General features: G+C 62.0%; 19 protein-coding genes and 1 pseudogene. 13 read left to right on the top strand and 7 right to left on the bottom strand.

Annotated features, from left to right (window positions below; all coding sequences use genetic code 11):
• Window positions 1–10: 10 nt before the first annotated feature.
• Window positions 11–1,099 (bottom strand): PDDEXK nuclease domain-containing protein, encoded by a 1,089-nt coding sequence (locus BLQ01_RS19810; protein WP_035761166.1) that lies wholly within the window; start codon window positions 1,097–1,099, stop codon window positions 11–13.
• A gap of 60 nt (window positions 1,100–1,159) precedes the next feature.
• On the opposite strand from BLQ01_RS19810, the gene BLQ01_RS19805 reads away from it, so the two are divergent.
• Window positions 1,160–1,654 (top strand): DNA alkylation repair protein, encoded by a 495-nt coding sequence (locus BLQ01_RS19805; RefSeq protein ID WP_091553878.1) that lies wholly within the window; start codon window positions 1,160–1,162, stop codon window positions 1,652–1,654.
• Window positions 1,655–1,721: 67 nt separating this feature from the next.
• The gene (locus BLQ01_RS19800) at window positions 1,722–3,236 is read left to right on the top strand and encodes an FAD-dependent oxidoreductase (RefSeq protein ID WP_091553876.1); all 1,515 of its coding nucleotides are present in this window, start codon (window positions 1,722–1,724) and stop codon (window positions 3,234–3,236) included.
• On the opposite strand, the gene BLQ01_RS19795 is transcribed toward BLQ01_RS19800, so the two are convergent.
• Window positions 3,233–4,225, bottom strand: a complete 993-nt coding sequence (locus BLQ01_RS19795; RefSeq protein ID WP_091553873.1) for a hypothetical protein — start codon at window positions 4,223–4,225, stop codon at window positions 3,233–3,235. The two genes, BLQ01_RS19800 and BLQ01_RS19795, sit on opposite strands and share 4 nt — an antisense overlap.
• A gap of 135 nt (window positions 4,226–4,360) precedes the next feature.
• Between BLQ01_RS19795 and BLQ01_RS19790 the strand changes: the two genes are divergently transcribed.
• Genes BLQ01_RS19790 through BLQ01_RS19780 form a run of 3 tightly spaced genes read left to right on the top strand, consistent with a single transcriptional unit; the run spans window position 4,361 to window position 6,433 of the window.
• The gene (locus tag BLQ01_RS19790; RefSeq protein ID WP_091553871.1) at window positions 4,361–4,849 is read left to right on the top strand and encodes a DedA family protein; all 489 of its coding nucleotides are present in this window, start codon (window positions 4,361–4,363) and stop codon (window positions 4,847–4,849) included.
• 31 nt (window positions 4,850–4,880) lie between these two features.
• Window positions 4,881–5,684 (top strand): thioesterase family protein, encoded by an 804-nt coding sequence (locus BLQ01_RS19785; RefSeq protein ID WP_091553868.1) that lies wholly within the window; start codon window positions 4,881–4,883, stop codon window positions 5,682–5,684.
• Window positions 5,684–6,433 carry a lipoate--protein ligase family protein gene (locus BLQ01_RS19780; protein ID WP_026548180.1) on the top strand — a complete coding sequence of 250 codons (750 nt, stop codon included), beginning with the start codon at window positions 5,684–5,686 and terminating at the stop codon, window positions 6,431–6,433. Before BLQ01_RS19785 ends, BLQ01_RS19780 begins: the two co-directional genes overlap by 1 nt.
• 49 nt (window positions 6,434–6,482) lie before the next feature.
• On the opposite strand, the gene BLQ01_RS19775 is transcribed toward BLQ01_RS19780, so the two are convergent.
• From BLQ01_RS19775 to BLQ01_RS19765, 3 genes are all read right to left on the bottom strand, one after another.
• Window positions 6,483–7,115, bottom strand: a complete 633-nt coding sequence (locus BLQ01_RS19775) for an MBL fold metallo-hydrolase (RefSeq protein WP_091553865.1) — start codon at window positions 7,113–7,115, stop codon at window positions 6,483–6,485.
• The gene (locus BLQ01_RS19770; protein WP_026542440.1) at window positions 7,112–8,197 is read right to left on the bottom strand and encodes an S-(hydroxymethyl)mycothiol dehydrogenase; all 1,086 of its coding nucleotides are present in this window, start codon (window positions 8,195–8,197) and stop codon (window positions 7,112–7,114) included. Before BLQ01_RS19770 ends, BLQ01_RS19775 begins: the two co-directional genes overlap by 4 nt.
• 149 nt (window positions 8,198–8,346) lie before the next feature.
• Window positions 8,347–8,607 (bottom strand): mycoredoxin, encoded by a 261-nt coding sequence (locus BLQ01_RS19765; protein ID WP_026542441.1) that lies wholly within the window; start codon window positions 8,605–8,607, stop codon window positions 8,347–8,349.
• Between the two features lie 150 nt (window positions 8,608–8,757).
• Here BLQ01_RS19765 and BLQ01_RS19760 point away from each other — a divergent pair, with 150 nt between their 5' ends.
• On the top strand, window positions 8,758–9,522 hold the full coding sequence (locus tag BLQ01_RS19760; protein WP_175493503.1) for an SOS response-associated peptidase: 765 nt from the start codon (window positions 8,758–8,760) through the stop codon (window positions 9,520–9,522).
• Window positions 9,523–9,524: 2 nt separating this feature from the next.
• Here BLQ01_RS19760 and BLQ01_RS19755 read toward each other — a convergent pair whose 3' ends face one another.
• On the bottom strand, window positions 9,525–9,914 hold the full coding sequence (locus BLQ01_RS19755) for a hypothetical protein (RefSeq protein ID WP_026548177.1): 390 nt from the start codon (window positions 9,912–9,914) through the stop codon (window positions 9,525–9,527).
• 46 nt (window positions 9,915–9,960) lie between these two features.
• On the bottom strand, window positions 9,961–10,497 hold the full coding sequence (locus BLQ01_RS19750; protein ID WP_026548176.1) for a TetR/AcrR family transcriptional regulator: 537 nt from the start codon (window positions 10,495–10,497) through the stop codon (window positions 9,961–9,963).
• 52 nt (window positions 10,498–10,549) lie between these two features.
• Here BLQ01_RS19750 and BLQ01_RS19745 point away from each other — a divergent pair, with 52 nt between their 5' ends.
• The 7 genes and pseudogenes from BLQ01_RS19745 to BLQ01_RS19715 form a co-directional block, all read left to right on the top strand.
• Window positions 10,550–11,611 (top strand): FAD-dependent monooxygenase, encoded by a 1,062-nt coding sequence (locus BLQ01_RS19745; protein ID WP_091553858.1) that lies wholly within the window; start codon window positions 10,550–10,552, stop codon window positions 11,609–11,611.
• A gap of 82 nt (window positions 11,612–11,693) precedes the next feature.
• Complete coding sequence (locus BLQ01_RS19740; RefSeq protein ID WP_091553855.1) at window positions 11,694–12,038, top strand: DUF6504 family protein; 345 nt, start codon at window positions 11,694–11,696, stop codon at window positions 12,036–12,038.
• 4 nt (window positions 12,039–12,042) lie between these two features.
• Window positions 12,043–15,543: a DNA polymerase III subunit alpha gene (locus BLQ01_RS19735; RefSeq protein ID WP_091553852.1), complete on the top strand. Its 3,501-nt coding sequence runs from the start codon at window positions 12,043–12,045 to the stop codon at window positions 15,541–15,543.
• A 142-nt stretch (window positions 15,544–15,685) separates the two neighbouring features.
• The gene (thrS, locus tag BLQ01_RS19730; RefSeq protein WP_026542448.1) at window positions 15,686–17,695 is read left to right on the top strand and encodes a threonine--tRNA ligase; all 2,010 of its coding nucleotides are present in this window, start codon (window positions 15,686–15,688) and stop codon (window positions 17,693–17,695) included.
• A gap of 19 nt (window positions 17,696–17,714) precedes the next feature.
• Window positions 17,715–18,308 (top strand): HIT family protein, encoded by a 594-nt coding sequence (locus BLQ01_RS19725; protein WP_026542449.1) that lies wholly within the window; start codon window positions 17,715–17,717, stop codon window positions 18,306–18,308.
• Entirely contained in the window at window positions 18,298–18,933 is a 636-nt protein-coding gene (gene pgsA, locus BLQ01_RS19720) for a phosphatidylinositol phosphate synthase (protein ID WP_026542450.1), read from the top strand. Before BLQ01_RS19725 ends, pgsA begins: the two co-directional genes overlap by 11 nt.
• A 325-nt stretch (window positions 18,934–19,258) precedes the next feature.
• A pseudogene (locus BLQ01_RS19715) lies at window positions 19,259–19,590 on the top strand (pyridoxal 5'-phosphate synthase lyase subunit PdxS); the annotation flags it as partial.

Raw genomic sequence — 19,590 nt, 5'->3', positions numbered from 1 at the left:
GCCGAAGAACTCACCCCTGCAACCGCGCAGCCTCGCTGGCCAACTCGGCCTCCAACGTTTCGATGCTCGGCAGGCTGGCCACCAGTTCGTCCGGCAAGGAGTCAGCGAGGGAGGTTTTCCACTCCGCAATGCCCACGGGAGCGTTGAACCCACGGAGTGCGTACTCGGCCACCACGCTGTTCTTCTCCTTGCACAAGAGGAGGCCGATGGTCGGTTTGTCGTCTGGATGCGCCATGAGGTCATCTACGGCGGCCATGTACATCCCTAGCTGGCCCAGGAATCCGGGCTCGAACTTCACGGCCTTCAGCTCGATCACCATGTAGCACCGCAATTTCAGGTGGTAGAAGAGCAGGTCAGCGAAGAACTCGTCACCGGCAATCTCCAACCGGACCTGCTCGCCCACGAAGGCGAAGCCCTGTCCCAGCTCCAACAGGAATTTCTCCACGTGTTTCACCAACTGCAGCTCCAGGTCCCTTTCGGTGTGCCGATCACTCATGGACAGAAAGTCGAAGACGTAGGGATCCTTGGTTGCCTGCTGGGCCAAGTCGGAATCTGCAGGGACCATGGTGGAGGCAAAGTTGGTGATGGCTTGCCCCGAACGCTCATGCAAGCGGGTTGAAATCTGGTGCGTCAGCACGTTGCGGGACCATCCGTGTTGGGCAGCTGCCGCGGCGTACCAAAGGCGCGTGGCGGCGTCGTCGAGCTTTTCCAGCAGTGCGATCTGGTGGTACCAGGGCAATGTTGCAAGCGGCGCTTGCAACAGTGGGAAGTCCGGCCAGGCCTGCGCGAAGCTCTTCATGTACCTCAGGTTCCTGGGGGAGAAGCCTTTGGCTTCCGGGAACCGGGTACGGATGTCGGCAGACAAACGGGTGACCACCTTGGCGCCCCAGCCTTGCTCGGATTCGCGTTCGGCGAGCTGCCGGCCAATGCTCCAGTAGGAATTCAACAACTCACTGTTGGCCGCAGCCATCGCCCGGGTCCTGCCAACGCGGACCTCTTGGGCCACAGTGTGAAGCAAAGTGGGATACCAGTCGGGCATTGACGAAGCAGCCGGGACACCCGGAAATGATGCTTCGGTGGCGAGCTCTTGGGACGGCACGGTGCTCCTGTCGGTTGCTGGTGTGACCACGCTAAACGGAGGCACTGACAAAATAGACGTGTGAGCGAAGCCGGTGAATTCATGGACTACACCCTGCAAATGGAGTCCACGTGGGAGAAAGCTGATGAGATCAGTGAACGTCTGGGCGGCCGCCTCAAGGTGTATGGCGCATCCGTGGGCGCCATACGGGGAACCGTGAGGGATGCGCTCAAGCGTTACAAGAACTTAGAGCATGACGACATCACTGCCTTGAGTTCCGAACTCTGGGCCGAACCTGTGTTTGAACGGCGGCTTGCAGCAGTAGTTCTGCTGCAGACCAAATCAGGCATCCTGGTCAACACCGATCTCACCCGCATTGAAGGTTTTATCAGGCAGGCCGGGACCCGCGAACTGGTGGATCCTCTGGCCGTTGACGTCGTCAAACCATTGATGGCACGCCTGGAGGGCCAGGCGAAGGAACGCGCCGAACGCGTACTGGAACGGTGGGCGGCAGACCCGGATCCGGAGCTGCGGCACGCCGCGGCCCTGGCGACGGGGACCACCCCTACCCCTTGATATGCACCAGCGACCCGCCTAGCGTTTCACTCACCACATGCCAGTGAATTGAGAGGCAGGCTAATCGATGAAATCGCTGTGGTTGGACCGGGAATCCCGCTTCATGTCCGACTCAATCCCCGAGGAAAAGCATTTTGACACCATCGTGGTGGGCGCCGGGCTTACGGGCATGGTGGCCGCCCTGCTGTTGTCCAGGTCCGGGCAACGCGTGGCCGTGTTCGAAGCCCGAACACTTGGTGCGGTGACCACTGGCAACACCACCGGCAAGCTGAGTCTCCTCCAAGGTGGAGCGCTGTCGGCCTTGCGCAGCCAGTACTCCCTGAAGGTAGTGCAGGCTTACGTGGAAGCCAACAAGTCCGGTCAGGCCTGGCTGACGCAGTACATGGAGCAGCAGGGCATCCCGTTCCAGCGCCGGACGGCGGTTACTTTCGCAACCACGGACGACGGCGGCCAACGGCTCCGGAAGGAAGCTGCGGTTTCGCGGGACGCAGGTTTGGACGTGCACTTCAGCCGTGATGCTGGCCTGCCGTTTCCCGTGGTGGAGGCCTTGGAACTTGATGGCCAGGCCCAGATTCACCCCATGGAAGTGCTGGAGACCCTCGCCCGGGACATCCGGGACCACGGCGGCATGATCGTCGAGGACATGCAGGTGCAGAACGTCGGCTCGGAGCAACCCATGGAGGTCTCCACCCGCAAAGGAACTTTCACGGCGGACACTGTGGTGATTGCTACGGGCATCCCCATCCTGGACCGCGGCCTGTACTTTGCCAAACTGGAGCCCAACCGGTCTTACGCGGCGGCGTTGAAGGTGCCCGGCGACATTCCGAAGGGAATGTACTTGTCCATCGATTCACCCACCCGCTCCCAGCGCACGCAACCAACACCTGAGGGCGAGCTGCTCCTGGTGGGCGGATACGGGCATACGGCGGGCCGGGCCACGTCTCCGCAGTCCCACCTGGATGACTTGCTCGGGTGGGCAACGCAGCATTACCCGGGAGCAGAGGTCACCCACACGTGGTCAGCCCAGGATTACCAGGCCACCAACCTGATGCCCTTCTTTGGCAAGCTTCCCCGCGGCCGCGGCCGGATCTTCTTCGGTACGGGTTACAACAAATGGGGGATGAGCAACGGTGTGGCGGCCGCACTTTCCATAACTTCGGACATCCTGGGCGGCCAGTCCGACTGGGCAACCGTCATCCATCATCGCGTTACTTCACCCCAGGGCGCGCTCCAGGCTGTCCGCCTCAACGCCTCCACCACCAAACGGATGGTGGAGGACAGGGCAAGGATCAAGGCAAATCCTGAAATCACCGATCAAACCCTCCCCGCGGAAGGAACGGGCGTGGTGGGCCTCTACAAGGGTGAGCCGGCTGCTGTTTCCACGGTGGATGGCAAGGTGTGCATGGTTTCGGCGAGCTGTTCCCACCTGGGCGGCATTGTGAGCTGGAACGACGCCGAAAAGTCCTGGGACTGCCCGCTCCACGGTTCCCGGTTCACGCCGGAGGGTAAGTACCTTGAGGGCCCGGCCACGCATCACTTGCAGAAGTCGCCGGTCAAGCCTCCTGCCAAGAAAAAGGACTAGCTCAGCCGTTCGACGCGCCGCCGCGCTTGGTCGGCGGCGCGTCGTTGCTGCGTGGCGGTCCTGACGGCACGTTTCTTGTTCAATTCCGCGGTTTCGGCATCACGGGTGATGCCAATGAGTTCGGCCTCAAGGGCGGCCAGACGCTTCTTGGCCTCTTCGATCCCTGACTTGATGCCCGTACGACGCTCGGCCAGTTCGTTGACGGTGTCCCACGCTTCGGACGCTGACGATTCTGCCTCCTTGGCTGCTTTGTCGGCAGCCTCGAACTCTTTGCGGGCATCCTCCAGTGCAGCTTGCTGCTTGGCGGCACGCCGATCGGCCAGGGATGTCGCTTCGTCCTTGGCGGATTTGCGGTTGGGTTCCTTCTCCTTGGGCAGCACGTCTTTGGAGGGCGGAGAGCTCTTGGAACGTGCTGCTGTTTTCTTCCCGGCCGGGCCCTTCGCAGTTGTTCCTTCGGCGGAGAGCTGTCCAGCCTCGTCGTCGGGGCCTGCTGCTGCGATCGCCCCCGTCAGATCCACTGCCTCGAAGCCGCTGCCGCTAAGACCGCGGATCAGTCTGCCTGTCCGGACCGCGGCGCCGGCTCCGGGATCGGCCATTGCCGCCCTGAACGTCTGCTCTACATCTGCTGCTGCAGCAGCGCTGAGTGGAGCGCCCAGCTCCGAAGCCAGGTCCTTCGCCGCATGGACTGCTGTTGTCAGGTGGCCTTGGCGTTGCTGCCCGAGTTCGCGGAATGCTTCGGCGTCGCCCTCCTCTTGGGCGGTTCGCAGCGAAACGCCAAAGCGTATGACGCCGTCAATCACCTCGGGCTTGTGAATGGCCAGCATGTTGATGGCCCAGGCGCCTGCAGCCGGTTTGGGCAGGCTGCCGATTTCCTTGGCCAGGTCCTTGGCGCCGGTATCCTTGGCTTTGCGGACCAGTGCTGTTCTCCCGGCCGTGAAATCGCGGGGCGGCACGGCGTAAAGCTCCTGGGCGGCGTCACGGAGGTCCATGCACTCATCCTAGGGTCAGCAATGGCCCATCCCAGGGGCAACGCTGATCCGGGGGATGCGCTGGTGCCGCCGGTTGAGCGTCAGGGGCCGAAGCCGGGTCTTCACTGGGTCGTTGCTTAGGGTAGCCTAATTCGAGTGGATCAGATCATGAGTTTGCCTTTCGGCGTCGCCCTCGCGGCGCTCTTTGCGATTGTCATGATCCGGGTCAATGTCACGTATTGGATCGGGCGGGGAGCTGTTGCCGGGCTCGCGCATACCCGCTTCGGCAGTTCCTTGGAGCGCCCCAAAGCAGCCCGTGCCCAAGCCCTCATCCAGCGGTGGGGACCATACGCCGTCGTGCTTTCCTTCCTGACCATTGGGCTGCAGACTGCCATCAACCTCGCTGCGGGGGCAGCGCGCATGCCCTTGCGAAGGTACCTTCCCGCAGCAATTGCCGGTTCTGTGATGTGGGCGTTGCTCTATGCAACCATTGGGCTTGCCGCCTTGGAAGCCTGGCTTGCGGTTGCGGCGGCGTCTCCCGTTGGCGCCGGGCTGGGAGTGGCTGCGGTGGCTGCAATTGTTGTCTGGGTCGTGCTGGTCCGTCGACGTCGGGAAAGGGCCAAATCAGCGGATACAGTGGTCTGAGTTCTACTGCTGGATCGGCGAAAGGCTCGGGTTGACTACTGCATTACCGGAACTGGCGGACGGCGATTTCTACTACCAATCGTTGGGCCAGGGGCGCTACAGGTCCACGATCCATGCCCAGGGTGCGTGGAATCCCCACGAGCAACACATGGCCCCGGCCTCGGGCATCATTGCCGATGCCCTGGTCCGCCATGAGCCCAGGGACGATGTCCGCATGGCGCGGATCAGTTACGAAATCCTCGGGCTGATTCCCGGCGGCGAGTTCCAGGTCACCACCTCAACCCTGAGGCCGGGAAGGACCATCGAGCTCATCCAGGCCGAACTCTCCGCCGGCGGCCGTGTTGCCATCCGTGCCTCGGCGTGGCGGATGGTCACCAGCGATACCAGTGCCGTAGCGGCAATTGAGGACCAGCCCATGCCGGCGCCCGATGAATGCAAGCCGTGGGAGGGTGCGAGTGTGTGGCCCGGCGGCTACATCCGTTCCTTGGAAATGCGTTTGGCCGAGGGCCACCGACCCGGATCAGGCAAGGTTTGGATCCGAACTTCGCACCCTCTGACCGACCAGGACGACACCACGGACCTGGCGCGGCTGATGGGTTTGGTGGATACCGCCAACGGCATCGCGGCCCGGGTTCCCCCGGGCGAAAACAGCTACATTTTTCCCAACGTCGATCTTCAGATCCACATGTACCGGGCTCCGTCCGGTGAATGGCTGGGGCTGGACAACAAAGTCTCCTTCGGTGCTGACGGCATCGGGCTGACCTCTACGGTCCTTCACGATGCCAGCGGGCCGTTTGGCAGGGCCGAACAGATCCTGACATTGAGGAAGAGCTGATGGCGGACTCTCCTGCAGGGGCCCGCCGGCTCACGGTCTATCGGCAAGGCGAATCGATGGGAGCGGCAGAAGACCTCGACTTTGCCCTGGCGCTGTTGCAGCGTGCCCGCAGCGGCCAGTTGGGTCCTTCGCTTCGCCTGTACCGTCCGCAGCCCACCGTTGCGTTCGGGCAACGGGATGCGAACCTTCCTGGATTCCCGGCTGCCGCCGAAGCCTGCCGGGAGCTTGGATTCGAGCCATTGGTTCGGAAGGCCGGTGGTCGCGCTGCCGCCTACCACCAAGGAACGCTGGTGATTGACCACATCGAGCCTCATCCGGATGCGATCGTGAGGGCCAAGGCCAGATTTTCGGAGTTTGGTGAATTATTGGCCGGCGCGCTTCGCAGCGTTGGTGTCCATGCCGCCGTCGGCGAAATACCGGGGGAGTATTGCCCGGGCGAGTTCAGCGTCCACGGCGAGGACCCGGATTTTCCTGCGCACCGCATCAAGCTCATCGGCACGGCCCAACGCGTGGTGTCCGGTGGTTGGCTTTTCAGCTCGGTGATTGTGGTGGAGAACTCCAAGCCCATCCGTGAGGTGCTCTCTGCCAGCTATGCCGCATTGGGGCTTGAATGGGATCCGGCAACCGCCGGTGCAGCCAACGACCTCCTGCCGCATTTGGATGTCCAGACCGTGGAGGACGCGGTGGTTGAGGCCTATCGTGGGTACGCGGAAATCCTCGACGGCGACTTCCGGACCCTGGCGGGTTAGGGACGCGAGTCCCCTTCCCGCCAGGCCACGGGATTCAGTAACGTCCGGGTCAGTGACCGCGGGCGATCCATTCGTCCAGGTGCGGCTTTTCCCCTCCGATGGTGGTGGAGTCGCCGTGACCGGTGCAGACCACTGTCTCTTCGGGCAGGGTGAGCAACTTGGTCCTGATGGACTCAATGATGGTGGGGAAGTCGCTGTACGAGCGTCCCGTTGCGCCGGGGCCGCCCTGGAAGAGCGTATCTCCGCTGAAAAGCGTCCCTTCGCTGGGAACGTGGAAGGAAACAGATCCCGGGGAGTGCCCGGGGGTGTGGATTGCCTTCACTGTTGCACCGGCGATTGTGAACTCGTCGCCGTCCACGATTGCTGCATCGGGATCAGTTTCGGGGAACACGGCATTCCAGAGCATCCAGTCGTCCTGGTGCAAATGAATGGGAGCTTTGGCCAGCTCCGCGAATTCACCGGCTGAACGGATGTGGTCGTCATGGCCATGTGTCAGCAAGATGCCTTTGACGCTGCGGCCGCCCACGGCCTGGTGAATTGCTTCGGGGTTGTGGGCAGGGTCGATGACGATGCATTCGGAGTCGTCCCCGATGATCCAGACGTTGTTCTCAACGTCCCAGGTGCCGCCGTCGAGGGAGAACGTCCCTGAGGTAACGACGTGATCGATGGTCAGCGCGCTCACAGTTCAACCACCGATCGCAGGACGGCACCGTGGTGCATCTTGTCGAATGCTTCTTCGACTTGGTCGATGGTGATGCGCTCGGTCACGAACGCGTCCAAATCCAGCTTGCCCTGCTTGTAGAGGTCAACCAGCATGGGGAAGTCCCTGGAGGGCAGGCAGTCGCCGTACCAGGAAGATTTCAGCGATCCGCCACGGCCGAAGACGTCCAGCAGCGGCAGCTCCAGGGTCATCTCGGGTGTGGGGACACCTACCAGGACAACCGTGCCGGCCAGGTCCCGGGCGTAGAACGCCTGCTTGTAGGTTTCAGGACGTCCGACGGCGTCGATCACCACGTCAGCGCCGAAACCGCCGGTGAGGGCCCGGATTTCCTCGATGGGGTCGCCCTTGGAGGAGTCCACGGTGTGCGTTGCACCGAGGTCCTTGGCGCGCTCGAGCTTTTTGGCGTCGATGTCCACGGCGATGATGGTGGTGGCGCCGGCAAGCGCGGCACCGGCGATGGCTGCTACACCGACGCCGCCGCAGCCAATTACGGCAACCGAGTCGCCCCGTTTGACCCCGCCGGTGTTGAGCGCTGCGCCCAAACCTGCCATGACGCCGCAGCCGAGCAGCCCGACTGCGGCGGCATCGGCGTCGGGGTCTACTTTGGTGCACTGCCCGGCGGCGACGAGGGTCTTTTCGATGAAAGCGCCGATGCCCAAGGCTGGTGAGAGCTCCGTGCCGTCTTCGAGGGTCATCTTCTGGGTGGCATTGTGGGTGTTGAAGCAGTACTGCGCCTGGCCGCGGTTGCAGGCCCGGCAGTTGCCGCAGACGGCACGCCAGTTCAGGACCACGCGGTCTCCGGGGGCGACGTCGGTGACGTCGGGCCCTACTGCGCTGACGACTCCGGTGGCTTCGTGTCCGAGCAGGAAGGGAAAGTCGTCGCTGATGCCGCCAAGCTTGTAGTGGAGGTCGGTGTGGCAAACACCGCTGGTGAGGATGTCCACCAGTGCTTCGCCGGGGCCGGGTTCGGGAACCAGGATTGTTTCGAGGGTTGCGGGTGCGCCTTTGGAGCGGACGACGACACCTTTGACTGCGTGGACCATGGAGATGTTCCCTTCGGGGCTCGCGGAGAGCGGGCCCTGTTAAAGGCAGCAAGGCCCGCTGCGGATTCCCAATCTGTCTATCACAGGTGGCAGACAGTGTGTGGATTGTTCCGTTGCGGGCCTTGGCGCGGTTAAGCCGGGAGCTTGCGTTATACGGTGACCAGGCGCTTCTCAACCTCTGAGGCTGAGGGGTTGGTTGCCGCGGTGCCGTCCGGGAAGAGAACGGTGGGGACGGTGCGGTTGCCTCCGTTGAGCTGCTCGACGAGTTCGGCCGTGCCGTCCACTTCTTCGATGTTGATCTCGGTGTAGCCGATTCCCTTGGCGTCCAGTTGCTTCTTCAGGCGGTTGCAGTACCCGCACCAGGTGGTCGAGAACATGGTGATGGTGCCGGAGTCGGGAGTGAAGTCCACAGAGCTCTCCTCAGTATTTGGTCGTTTGCGCGGAATGGTTCGTTGTTATCAACCGTAACCCGCGCCCAAATAATTCCCCGTTGCCCGCGAAGCCGGGTTACGTCGGATCTTGCGCTGGTGCGTTCTGCCAGGAGAAGGCAGACTGTTGGCATGTGTGGACGTTATGTAATGGCCCGTGCGGTGGGGGACCTGCTCGCCGATTTCGATGCCGAACTTGAAAACGAAGTTGCCCTCGAAAAGTCCTGGAATGTAGCACCCACAGATGCTGTTCCGATCGTCCTGGAGCGGCTGGTGGACGAGCACCTGAAGCGCCAGCTCCATGTTGCCAAGTGGGGGCTGGTGCCATCGTGGGCCAAGGATCCCAAGGCCGGTGCCCGGTTGATCAACGCCCGCAGCGAGACCCTCCTGGAGAAGCCCTCCTTCAAAAAGGCAGCCGTAGCCCGCCGATGCGCTGTTCCGGCTGATGGGTATTACGAGTGGAAGAAGGGCGAGGGCAAGAACAAGCAGCCCTACTATGTGCACCCGGGTGATGGCCAGGGCCTGGTGTTTGCCGGGTTGTATGAGTGGTGGCGGGACCAGTCGGCGCCGGCTGACGATCCCGGGCGTTGGTTGTTGTCCATGTCCATCCTGACGGCGGATACTCCTACTGCTGAATCTGCCCGGACCAGGCAGAGTGCTTCAGTGTTTGATGAGCTCACGGCCCTGCACGACCGCGTGCCGTTGCCGATGGACAAGGACACCATGGAGGCCTGGTTGGATCCCCGGGAGAAGGACGCTGCGGGATTGGTGGAGATGGTCCGCTCAAAGGCGCACGATGCCGCCGCCGGTTGGACGTTGGATCCTGTGGGCAGTGCCGTGGGAAACGTCCGCAACAACTCCCCGGAGCTCATTGAGCCGGTGGAAGGCCTCTTCTAACCTCAGAGAGCCTCGGTCACCGGGACGCCGGACTGGAATTCGCGTCCGTCTGCTTCGCTGAAGCCCGTCATGACGTGGCCTTTGCTGAGCCCGTGGATGGCTGACATGGGGAAGTTTCCGGTGATGACATTCCCGGAATGCTCCACGCCTTTGATGTCGTAGTTTTCCTCGGCGCTCAGGGAGTGGTTGAAGGAGTAGAACGAGATCGCCTCTCCGTTCATGAACTCAATGCCCAGCCTGCGTTGGGAGGAATAGTCCTCACTGGCAGCAACCAGGCCCACGACGTAAGCGCCGGAGCCTGGTATGTTCCCATCGATTTCGAACCGTGCCACCAGGTTCTCGTCCGATGCCGTGATGTTGACCTGCTTCAGGAGTGCGTCATTGGTACTCATGGCACAATCCTGCTCTGTGGACCCGCTGCCGTCCACCCCTTGACTTTCATCCTTCCAGCAGGCGCCGGATGTTCCCCACGATGGACAGCCTGTCAACGTCCTGGCCTTGGCGTGCGGTCAGCAGATGCATGGCGAGGCCATCACCGTAGTCGGCTACCGACTCGGCGCGGGCCCTGGCATCGGGCACGTTGAGGTGCTCCAGGATGTAGGCCAGTCCGGAGATCATTCGTTCGTGGCCGGCTGCAACCACGCCGGGCTGGTCCAGGGCAAAGGCGAACCTGGCCCGGGTGAGGTCTGCATTTTCCAGCGCGAGTCCCATGAGGGCGCTGGTGAGTTGTTCGGCGAGGTCCGCTACCGACGTCGGCCTCTCCCGCCCGCGGTGCTGAAGCAGGAGGTTGTCACGTTCCTCGACGCGGTCGACGGCGGCACTGACCAGCGCTGCGCGGTTGCGGAAATAGTTCGAGGTGGTTCCAACGGCCACGCCGGCATGGGCGTCGACGGCCCGGTGCGTGAGGCCTTTGAGGCCTTTGGCCGCGACGACCGCAAGGGCGGCGTCGGCAAGTTCTGTTCGTCGGTCCGGCATGGCGAAAGTCTAGCTTCAAGACCTATCTCTACTACAAATGTAGTAGTACAGTGTGGCCATGGAAAAAGTGGACATCATTGGCGGCGGAATTGCCGGACTGGCGCTCGCGGGAAGGCTTGACCCCGGCAGGTTCGCAGTCACGGTTTACGAGCAGCGACCTGAACTGCCCACGGTCGGAACAACCCTGGCCATGTGGACCGAAGCACAGCAAGCGCTGGCCGAGCTGGGGATCCTGGGAGCCGCGCGAAGCCGGGGAGCCATCATCAAAACAGGAGCACTCCGCAGCCCGGCCGGAGAACCCCTGCTTTCCATGGAGGGGGAGGGGCTCATGGGAATTTCCCGCCCTGAACTGCTGACACTGCTTGATTCCGCCGTGCCGAAAACCGTACGCAGGGTGAACGGACGCGTGGAGGACCTCCCGAAAGATGCGGCACTGACCGTGGGTGCGGACGGGGTCAACAGTGTTGTAAGGCGTGACTATTGGGGTAAGCGAAGTGGGGCCAGGCCGACGCCGTTCCTCGCCGTCCGCGGAGTCATACCGGAACCTCCCGCCACCGGTGACATCGGCGAGTATTGGGGGCGGGGGGAAATCTTTGGCCTGGCGCCGGCCGGAAACGGAACCAACTGGTATGCCTCCTTCCGCTCAGATGACAGCCTGGACAAAGTGGACGTCGCTGCTGCCCTTGAACTGACCCGCCGCCGGTATGCCCACTACTCGCCGGCAGTGCTTAGGGTTTTGTCCCTGGCGTCGCCGGAAAACTCACTGGCCCAACGCATCTGGACCACGCCGCCCATGAGGCGCTATTCACGGGGCAAAGTGGTGTTGCTCGGGGATGCCGCACACGCCATGACCCCCAACCTTGGCAGGGGCGCCTGCGAAGCACTTATCGACGCCGTGACCCTGGCCGGGCTCCTCAATGAAAAGCCCTTGGACGCGGCGCTCGCCGCCTATGGCAGGAAGCGGGTCCCAAGGACGCAGCAACTTCGCCTCGCATCCTCGCTCATGGGAAACATCGCCCTCGCCCAGGGAATGCAACCATGGCGTGATGCCCTCCTGAAGCAAGTGGGCAAGCAGGTGGCACGGTCCAGGAAGAAGGCCGAAACTTCGAAGTAGGTTTTGCATCAGGCCCGGCGTAAACTGGATTTATTCGAACATACTTTCGAATGAAGGAAACCAGTGCAAACGGGGTGAGGATATGGGGCTGTTCAGCGAGTCCGTGGAAGTCGACTGCACGGAAACGGGCCAGCCAAGCACCGTCCAATGGAAAGGAGCGCACTACTCAGTGTGCAACCCCCCGGAGCGCTGGTACGAACGACGCCAATGGTGGCTTGAAGAAAGCCGCGCCCCCTTGGGAACCGGAGCAGGCTTGGTGGACCACGAAATATGGCGCGTCCAACTCCACCCCCTCCACGCAGACGCCACAGCTGCAGAACCCATCACCCTTGACCTTGTACGCCACGTCAACAGCGGGCGATGGCGGCTCCTTCGCATCCACGCTGCTGCGCCCGCACGTGCAGTAGAGCCCGACGAAGCAGCGTGAACCCTTGAGCTTTACCCACCTGCACGTCTCCACGGCCTTCAGCGCACACTATGGCGTCTCCTGGCCCGAGGAACTCGCCCAAGCAGCCGCAGCAGACGGAGCCACCGCACTGGCATGTACAGACCGTGACGGCTTGTACGGCACCATCAAACACCTCAAAGCATGCATGGACGCCGGCATCGATCCCATCGTCGGGGTGGACCTGGCAGTCTTCGACGACGACGGCGACCACCGCACCCAAGTCGCGGGCCGCGTCGTCGTCCTCGCCCACGGCAACAACAACGGCGCCGGCTACCGCGCACTCTGCAGGCTCATCTCCGACGCCCACGCCCGAACCTCAGGCAAAGCCGGAGGAACAATCCCCACGGCCATCACCCGCAGCGAACTGGCATCAAGGACACTGGACCCCCAAACCCTCAAACCCGTGCTGACAGTCCTGATCGGACCCGACTCAGATGTTGGACAGGCCATGGGAGGCCGAAAATACCTCAGGCCCAGAACACTCTTCAAACAGTGGATTGACGCCATGCCTCCCGGAACCGTCGTAGCTGAAGTCGTCACCCACCTCAGCGCCCCCGGAGAACCACTCAGCACCGCCCACGCCGTACGGATGCTCAAACTGGCCCTCGAATACAACATCCCTGCAGTCCTCACCAACGCCGTACGCTATTGCGCCCAAGACGGCGCCGCCACAGCAGATGTCCTGGACTCCGCACGCACCCTCAAATCCCTGCCCGAACTCTCAGCAGCCCCCATGCTCCAACCAACAGGACAAGGATGGCTGAAAACCGCAGGCCACATGCTCCAACTCGGCAAAGAAATCATGACAGCAGCCGGACAGGGAAAAGCGGACCTCCAAAAACTGCTGGCCAACACCGAAGCGCTCGCCGACAAATGCCGCATCAACCCCATCCTGGACATGGGTTGGAAGAAACCCGTGGTTCCGGAAGCCTCCATCATCGGCATCGACACCGACCCCATGGTGGAACTCACCCAGCGTTGCCACGCCGGAATCACCAGGAGGTTCCCCGGCATCACAGGAGAAGCCGAAAGGCAGGTGCGCTCGCGGTTGGAACATGAATTGGGCATCATCGCGCGGCTGGGTTTCGCTTCCTACTTCCTCACCGTTGCAGAGGTATCCAGGATGATCCTCGACATGGGCGTCAGGGTAGCGGCCAGGGGGTCCGGCGCCTCCAGCCTGGTCAACTACCTGATCGATATCAGCCAGGTGGATCCAATCCGCCACGACCTCATTTTTGAACGATTCCTGTCTGGTCGCCGATCCACCCTTCCGGACATTGATATAGACGTCGAAAGCGCCGAAAGGCACAACGTCTATCGAAAGATTTTTGACCGCTTCGGCTCTGAACGCGTCACCCTCATGAGCATGCAGAACGGATACAGGGCGAGGGGGGCTGTTCGGGACGCGGGCCTCGCCTTGGGTATGGACGATGGTGAAGTCGGCGAAATTGCCAAGCAATTGTGGAGGTTCTCAGCCCGCAAGTTCCGTGAGGCATTGGTTGAAAAGCCGGAACTGCGCTCCTTTGCCGGCCGGGTGGAACAAAGGGGCCTGGAGGAAAACCAACAACTCGATCTCCTGGTGGACCTTACCGAAAGGTTGGACCGGCTGCCCCGGCACATCTCCATGCATCCATGCGGAGTGATTTTGGGTGATGCGACCCTCCTTGACCGCACTCCGGTCCAGCCCAGTGGATTGGGACTGCCCATGAGCCAGTTCGACAAGCACGACATGGATCCCATGGGAATGCTTAAGCTCGATGTCCTGGGCGTACGCATGCAAAGTGCCATGGCGTTTGCTGTCCGGGAAGTCATTCGCCTTCATCCTTCCAAAGCTGAGGTTGTGGCCGCGGGGCGGCATCCTGTGGAACCGGGAGGGACAGGTCCGGACTTTATCGCCGAGGACGGCAGGATCGACCTCAACGCAGTTCCTTTCGACGACGAACCCACTTTCGAGCTGATCCGGAGCACCCACACACTGGGTTGCTTCCAGATCGAGTCCCCTGGTCAGCGGGAGCTCATTGGAAAGATGGCGCCCCGGGAATTCAATGACCTCATCATTGATATCTCGCTCTTCAGGCCCGGGCCCATGAAATCGGACATGGTGCGGCCCTTCCTGGAACACCGGCACGGGTTCGCTCCGGAAAAATATCCCCACCCGGACCTCAAGCCGGCATTGCAGGAAACGCATGGAGTGACGGTCTTCCATGAACAGATCCTCAAGACCTTCCATGTCATGACCGGGTGCGGGTTGGACAGGGCTGACGAGTTCCGCCGGGCCTTGGGCGACGAAGTCCTTGAGCCGGGAGTTGAGAGCTACTTCCGGCGCGAAGCCATCAAGAAGTATTCACCCGAGGTGGTGGATGCAGTGTGGGGAACCTTGAAGGCCTTCGGCAGCTTTGGTTTCTGCAAAGCCCATGGAGCAGCCTTTGCTGTGCCCACCTATCAATCTGCTTGGCTGAAAGCCCACCATCCGGAAGCCTTTCTGGCCGGACTATGGGAACACGATCCTGGAATGTACCCAAAGCGCCTCCTGGTGGCAGAAGCACGCAGGTTGGGCATCCCCATCCTGCCCTTGGACATCAACCACAGCCAGGCCGAATACCGGGTGGAAAAAATCCAGGACGGTCCCCATCACGGCAAACTCGGGATCCGGTTGAGCCTTACGGGAATCTACGGCCTGTCGGGAGCTGAGCTCAAAAGAATCGTGGCAGGCCAGCCCTTTGATTCCCTGGCCGACCTCCGGGCGCGCGCCAGGGTAAGCAAGCCCAACATCAAGAGGCTTGCCCAGCTTGGGGCTTTTGATGCCCTTCATCATGACTCCGGGGGTAAAGCCAACAGGGCTGACCTTGTGCAACACCTCCAGGCCCTCCAAAGCAGCCCGTCCAAAAAGGCTGCCGACGTCATTGAAGGGCAATTGTCATTTGCCTTTGGTGATGTTGAGCTCCGGAACCTGGCTCCGGAACTTCCCGAGCCTTCCATGGTGGACAACGTCAGGGCAGAGCTTGACCTGATGGCCGTCGATGTCAGCGAACACCTCATGGACAGTCACCGTCCATTGCTGGACAAGCTGGGAGTCACCACTGCAGATAAGCTCCTTGGTCTTCGCAACGGGACCGAAGTGCTGGTGGCGGGAGTGAGGGTCGCCACCCAGACCCCGCCCATGCGTGGTGGCAGGCGTGTGGTCTTCATCAGCATCGATGACGGTACTGGTTGCGTGGATTCCGTCTTTTTCCATGAAGCGCAGGAAGAATCCGGACCCCTGCTGTTTGGTACCCGTTTGCTGCTGATCCGCGGAACCACCAGGCGGACAGGTCCCAAAGGCATCAGCATCAGCGCCACCAAAGCCTGGGATTTGAGCCGGCCCGAAACGTTGCCCTATGCCGAACCCGTTCCATCCGGAGGTGCCCTGCCGGATGAATACACCCACAGGGGAGCATTGCATGGCATCTCCAGGAACCTCGCCATCACTGGCCTGGGCAGCTGAACGGGCGGCTGCTTGCGCTGCTGCTTGGGCGTCGGCGCGCTGCTTTGGCCGCCCCCGCTGAAGCAGATACGATTGGCGGTGGCTGGCTGTGGTCCCCGTACGCCACAAGCTATGAAGCCTTAACCATGAATAGGAGACACCCGTGTCAGATGCCCAACAGATCACCCTCATCGTCGATGGCGAAGAGACCAAGGTGACGGAAGGGACTACCGGCGCGGAACTCTTCTTCGAGCGCCGCGACGTCGTTGTAGCCCGTGTCAACGGAGTGTTGAAGGACCTTGACCAGGTCCTCACCGAGGGCGCGGACGTCGAAGGCGTCACCATCGATTCCCCTGATGGACTCAACGTCCTCCGCCACTCCACAGCCCACGTCATGGCGCAGGCTGTGCAGCAGTTGCGCCCCGACGCCAAGCTTGGCATCGGCCCTTACATCACTGACGGCTTCTACTTCGACTTCGACGTCGCTGAGCCGTTCACCCCTGAGGACCTGCGCACCCTGGAAAAGATGATGCAGAAGATCATCAACCAGAACCAGAAGTTCGTCCGCCGTGTGGTTACTGAAGAAGAAGCCCGCGAAGCAATGTCCAACGAGCCCTACAAGCTGGAGCTGTTGGGCAAGAAGAACGACTCAACCGACGCCGCGGAAGGTGTCAATGTCGAGGTCGGCGCCGGCGACATCACTATCTACGACAATGTGGATCGCAAGAGTGGCGAAAGCATCTGGTGCGACCTTTGCCGCGGTCCCCACCTGCAGAACACCAAGATCATCTCCAACGCCTTCGCATTGACGCGTTCCTCCGCTGCCTACTGGCTGGGCAACCAGAACAACCAGCAGCTCCAGCGCATCTACGGAACCGCCTGGCCAACCAAGGAAGCACTCAAGGCCTACCAGGAGCGGATTGCCGAAGCTGAGCGCCGCGACCACCGCAAGCTTGGCGTGGAGCTTGACCTGTTCTCCTTCCCTGACGAGCTTGGCTCGGGCCTTCCGGTCTTCCACCCCAAGGGCGGCATCATCCGCAAGGCCATGGAGGACTATTCCCGCCAGCGCCATGTGGATGCCGGCTACGAGTTCGTCTACACCCCGCACATCACCAAGGGGCACCTGTACGAGGTTTCCGGACACCTTGATTGGTACAAGGACGGTATGTTCCCCGCGATGCAGGTGGACGCCGAATTCAACGAAGACGGTACCGTACGCAAGCCGGCCCAGGACTACTACCTGAAGCCAATGAACTGCCCCATGCACAACCTGATCTTCCGCTCCCGCGGCCGCTCCTACCGCGAACTTCCGCTGCGCCTGTTCGAGTTCGGTTCGGTCTACCGCTACGAAAAGTCCGGCGTCGTGCACGGGCTGACACGTGTCCGGGGCATGACACAAGACGACGCCCACATCTACTGCACCCGCGAGCAGATGAAGGACGAGCTCACCACCACGTTGAACTTTGTCCTGGGCCTCCTCAAGGATTACGGCCTGGACGACTTCTATCTGGAGCTCTCCACCAAGAACGAAGAAAAATTCGTTGGTGACGATGCCGCATGGGAGGAAGCCACCCGCACGTTGTCCGAGGTTGCCGCCGCTTCCGGCCTGGAACTTGTGCCGGATCCGGGTGGAGCTGCCTTCTACGGTCCGAAGATCTCGGTGCAGGCCAAGGACGCCCTGGGCAGGACCTGGCAGATGTCCACCATCCAGCTGGACTTCAATTTGCCGGAGCGCTTTGAGCTTGAGTACCAGGCTGCGGACGGGACCCGGCAACGCCCGGTCATGATCCACCGGGCACTCTTCGGATCCGTGGAACGCTTCATGGGCGTCCTCACGGAGCACTACGCAGGTGCGTTCCCGGCATGGCTGGCCCCCGTCCAGGTCGTGGGTATCCCGGTGGCCGAGACCTTCAACGACTACATGTTCGACGTCGTTGGGCAGCTTAAGGCAGCAGGCATACGCGCCGAAGTGGATATCTCCTCTGACCGCTTCCCCAAGAAGATCCGCACGGCCAGCAAGGACAAGATTCCCTTCGTCCTGATCGCCGGTGGCGAGGATGCAGAAGCCGGCGCTGTTTCGTTCCGCTTCCGCGACGGCAGCCAGGACAACGGCGTGCCCGTGGCGGAGGCGGTCCGCAGGATTGTGGACGCCGTCAAGAACCGCGAGAGCTGACGGAACGGACAAAGAGACGGTGCAGGAGAACACAGACGCGACAACCGGGATTCCGGGCGACGCCGAGGTAACCGATGACTTCGGACTTGCGGGCGTGCCGGACGCGTTTCAGCGCCTGTGGACTCCGCACCGCATGGCCTACATCAAGGGCGGGCAGGATCAGTTCAAGAACAAGGACGACTGCCCGTTCTGTGTAGGACCCACACGATCGGACGAGGAATCGCTGATCGTGCACCGGGGAAGGACCTGCTATGTGGTCCTGAACCTTTTCCCGTACAACCCGGGGCACTTGCTGATATGCCCCTACCGCCATGTCCCTGACTACACGGACATCACGGTGGAGGAGACGGCAGAGTTCGCCGACCTCACCCAAACCGCCATGCGGGTACTGCGGAAAGTGTCAAACCCCAGCGGTTTCAACCTTGGGATGAACCAAGGCGTCACCGGTGGCGCGGGAATCGCAGCGCATCTCCACCAGCACGTGGTTCCGCGCTGGGGTGGGGACGGAAACTTCTTCCCCATCATCGCCCAGACCAAGGCCATCACGCAGACGCTGGACGAAGTCCGCAAGCTCGTGGCCGAAGCCTGGCCGGGGGAGTCGAATGCTCAATAGGCATGCGCGCGGCTTCTTCACTTCACTTTTCACACCACTTGCGCGCTGGCTCCTCAAGATCGGCGTGTCCCCGGATGCGGTGACCATGGCCGGCACCGCCGGGGTCATCCTGGGTGGCTTGGTGCTGTATCCCCTCGGGCACCTGTGGTGGGGCTCCGTAGTGGTGGCCTTCTTCGCTTTCTCCGACGTCGTTGATGGAATCATGGCGCGGCTTCAAGGCCGAAGCGGCGGTTGGGGCAACTTCCTGGATTCCACCCTCGACCGCTTGGCCGACGGTGCAATCTTCGCCGGTATCACCATCTGGTTCTTCACCCGGGGTGAGGATCCGGCGATCGGAACAGCCGCCGTCGTCTGCCTCGTTCTTGGCATGGTGGTCTCCTATGCCAGGGCCAAAGCCGAGTCCTTGGGCTACCAGGCCAGCGTGGGGATCGCAGAGCGGGCCGAACGGTTGGCGTCCGTTCTGCTCATCACCGGCCTGACCGGGCTTGGGCTCCCTCCAGTGGTGCTGTTCGGCACCTTGATCCTGCTGGCACTGGCAAGCGTGGTGACCATCATCCAGAGGATGTCCACCGTGCACCGCCAGGCGATGGCCGAGACCGGCGGGACCCCCGCCGGCCAGGGCTAACCGCAGGCCAGCGGACAGGGAACTGGCAAACGGCCAAACCCGTCCCTTGGCTGTTGTGCACCTGTCCTACCACAGCCCCGTTTGTTGCCCTCCGGGCAGGTAATGAATGTACTGCCACCACGGAACGTGCGACTACTATTACTAGTACTTGGTCACCCTGACCTGAAACCCGGTGTGCGCTGATTGCGGTCGTGTGGCTGCGCGCGCCTCCGGCAAGAAGGTCGTTTATCTACCCATAGGGGTTTTTGTGTCTACACCAGATGTAAGCAACGAAGCCGGTTCGTCCGCGAACAGCGTCACGGGCAGCAGCCGCGTCAAGCGGGGCATGGCGGAGATGCTCAAGGGCGGCGTCATCATGGACGTCGTTAACGTCGAGCAGGCCCGCATCGCCGAGGATGCCGGTGCCGTGGCTGTCATGGCGCTCGAGCGAGTGCCTGCCGATATCCGCGCCCAGGGCGGCGTGTCCCGCATGTCGGACCCGGACATGATCGATGCGATCATCGCCGCGGTGTCCATCCCGGTCATTGCGAAGGCCCGCATTGGCCACTTCGTTGAAGCCCAGGTCCTGCAGTCCCTCGGTGTTGACTACATCGACGAGTCCGAGGTCCTGACCCCGGCCGACTACATCAACCACATCGACAAGTGGAACTTCACCGT

This window comes from Arthrobacter sp. UNCCL28 (assembly GCF_900102805.1).
Lineage (GTDB): Bacteria > Actinomycetota > Actinomycetes > Actinomycetales > Micrococcaceae > Arthrobacter > Arthrobacter nicotinovorans_A.
This window is presented reverse-complemented; position numbering and strand designations above follow the sequence as displayed.

Excerpts from the sequence above, each read along its gene's own strand:
- BLQ01_RS19760 (WP_175493503.1), top strand. The coding sequence starts at position 8,758 with ATGTGTGGACGTTATGTAATGGCCCGTGCGGTGGGGGACCTGCTCGCC.
- BLQ01_RS19795 (WP_091553873.1), bottom strand. The coding sequence starts at position 4,225 with ATGGACCTCCGTGACGCCGCCCAGGAGCTTTACGCCGTGCCGCCCCGC.
- BLQ01_RS19780 (WP_026548180.1), top strand. The coding sequence starts at position 5,684 with ATGGCGGACTCTCCTGCAGGGGCCCGCCGGCTCACGGTCTATCGGCAA.
- BLQ01_RS19750 (WP_026548176.1), bottom strand. The coding sequence starts at position 10,497 with ATGCCGGACCGACGAACAGAACTTGCCGACGCCGCCCTTGCGGTCGTC.
- BLQ01_RS19740 (WP_091553855.1), top strand. The coding sequence starts at position 11,694 with ATGGGGCTGTTCAGCGAGTCCGTGGAAGTCGACTGCACGGAAACGGGC.
- pgsA (WP_026542450.1), top strand. The coding sequence starts at position 18,298 with ATGCTCAATAGGCATGCGCGCGGCTTCTTCACTTCACTTTTCACACCA.
- BLQ01_RS19770 (WP_026542440.1), bottom strand. The coding sequence starts at position 8,197 with ATGGTCCACGCAGTCAAAGGTGTCGTCGTCCGCTCCAAAGGCGCACCC.
- BLQ01_RS19800 (WP_091553876.1), top strand. The coding sequence starts at position 1,722 with ATGAAATCGCTGTGGTTGGACCGGGAATCCCGCTTCATGTCCGACTCA.
- BLQ01_RS19755 (WP_026548177.1), bottom strand. The coding sequence starts at position 9,914 with ATGAGTACCAATGACGCACTCCTGAAGCAGGTCAACATCACGGCATCG.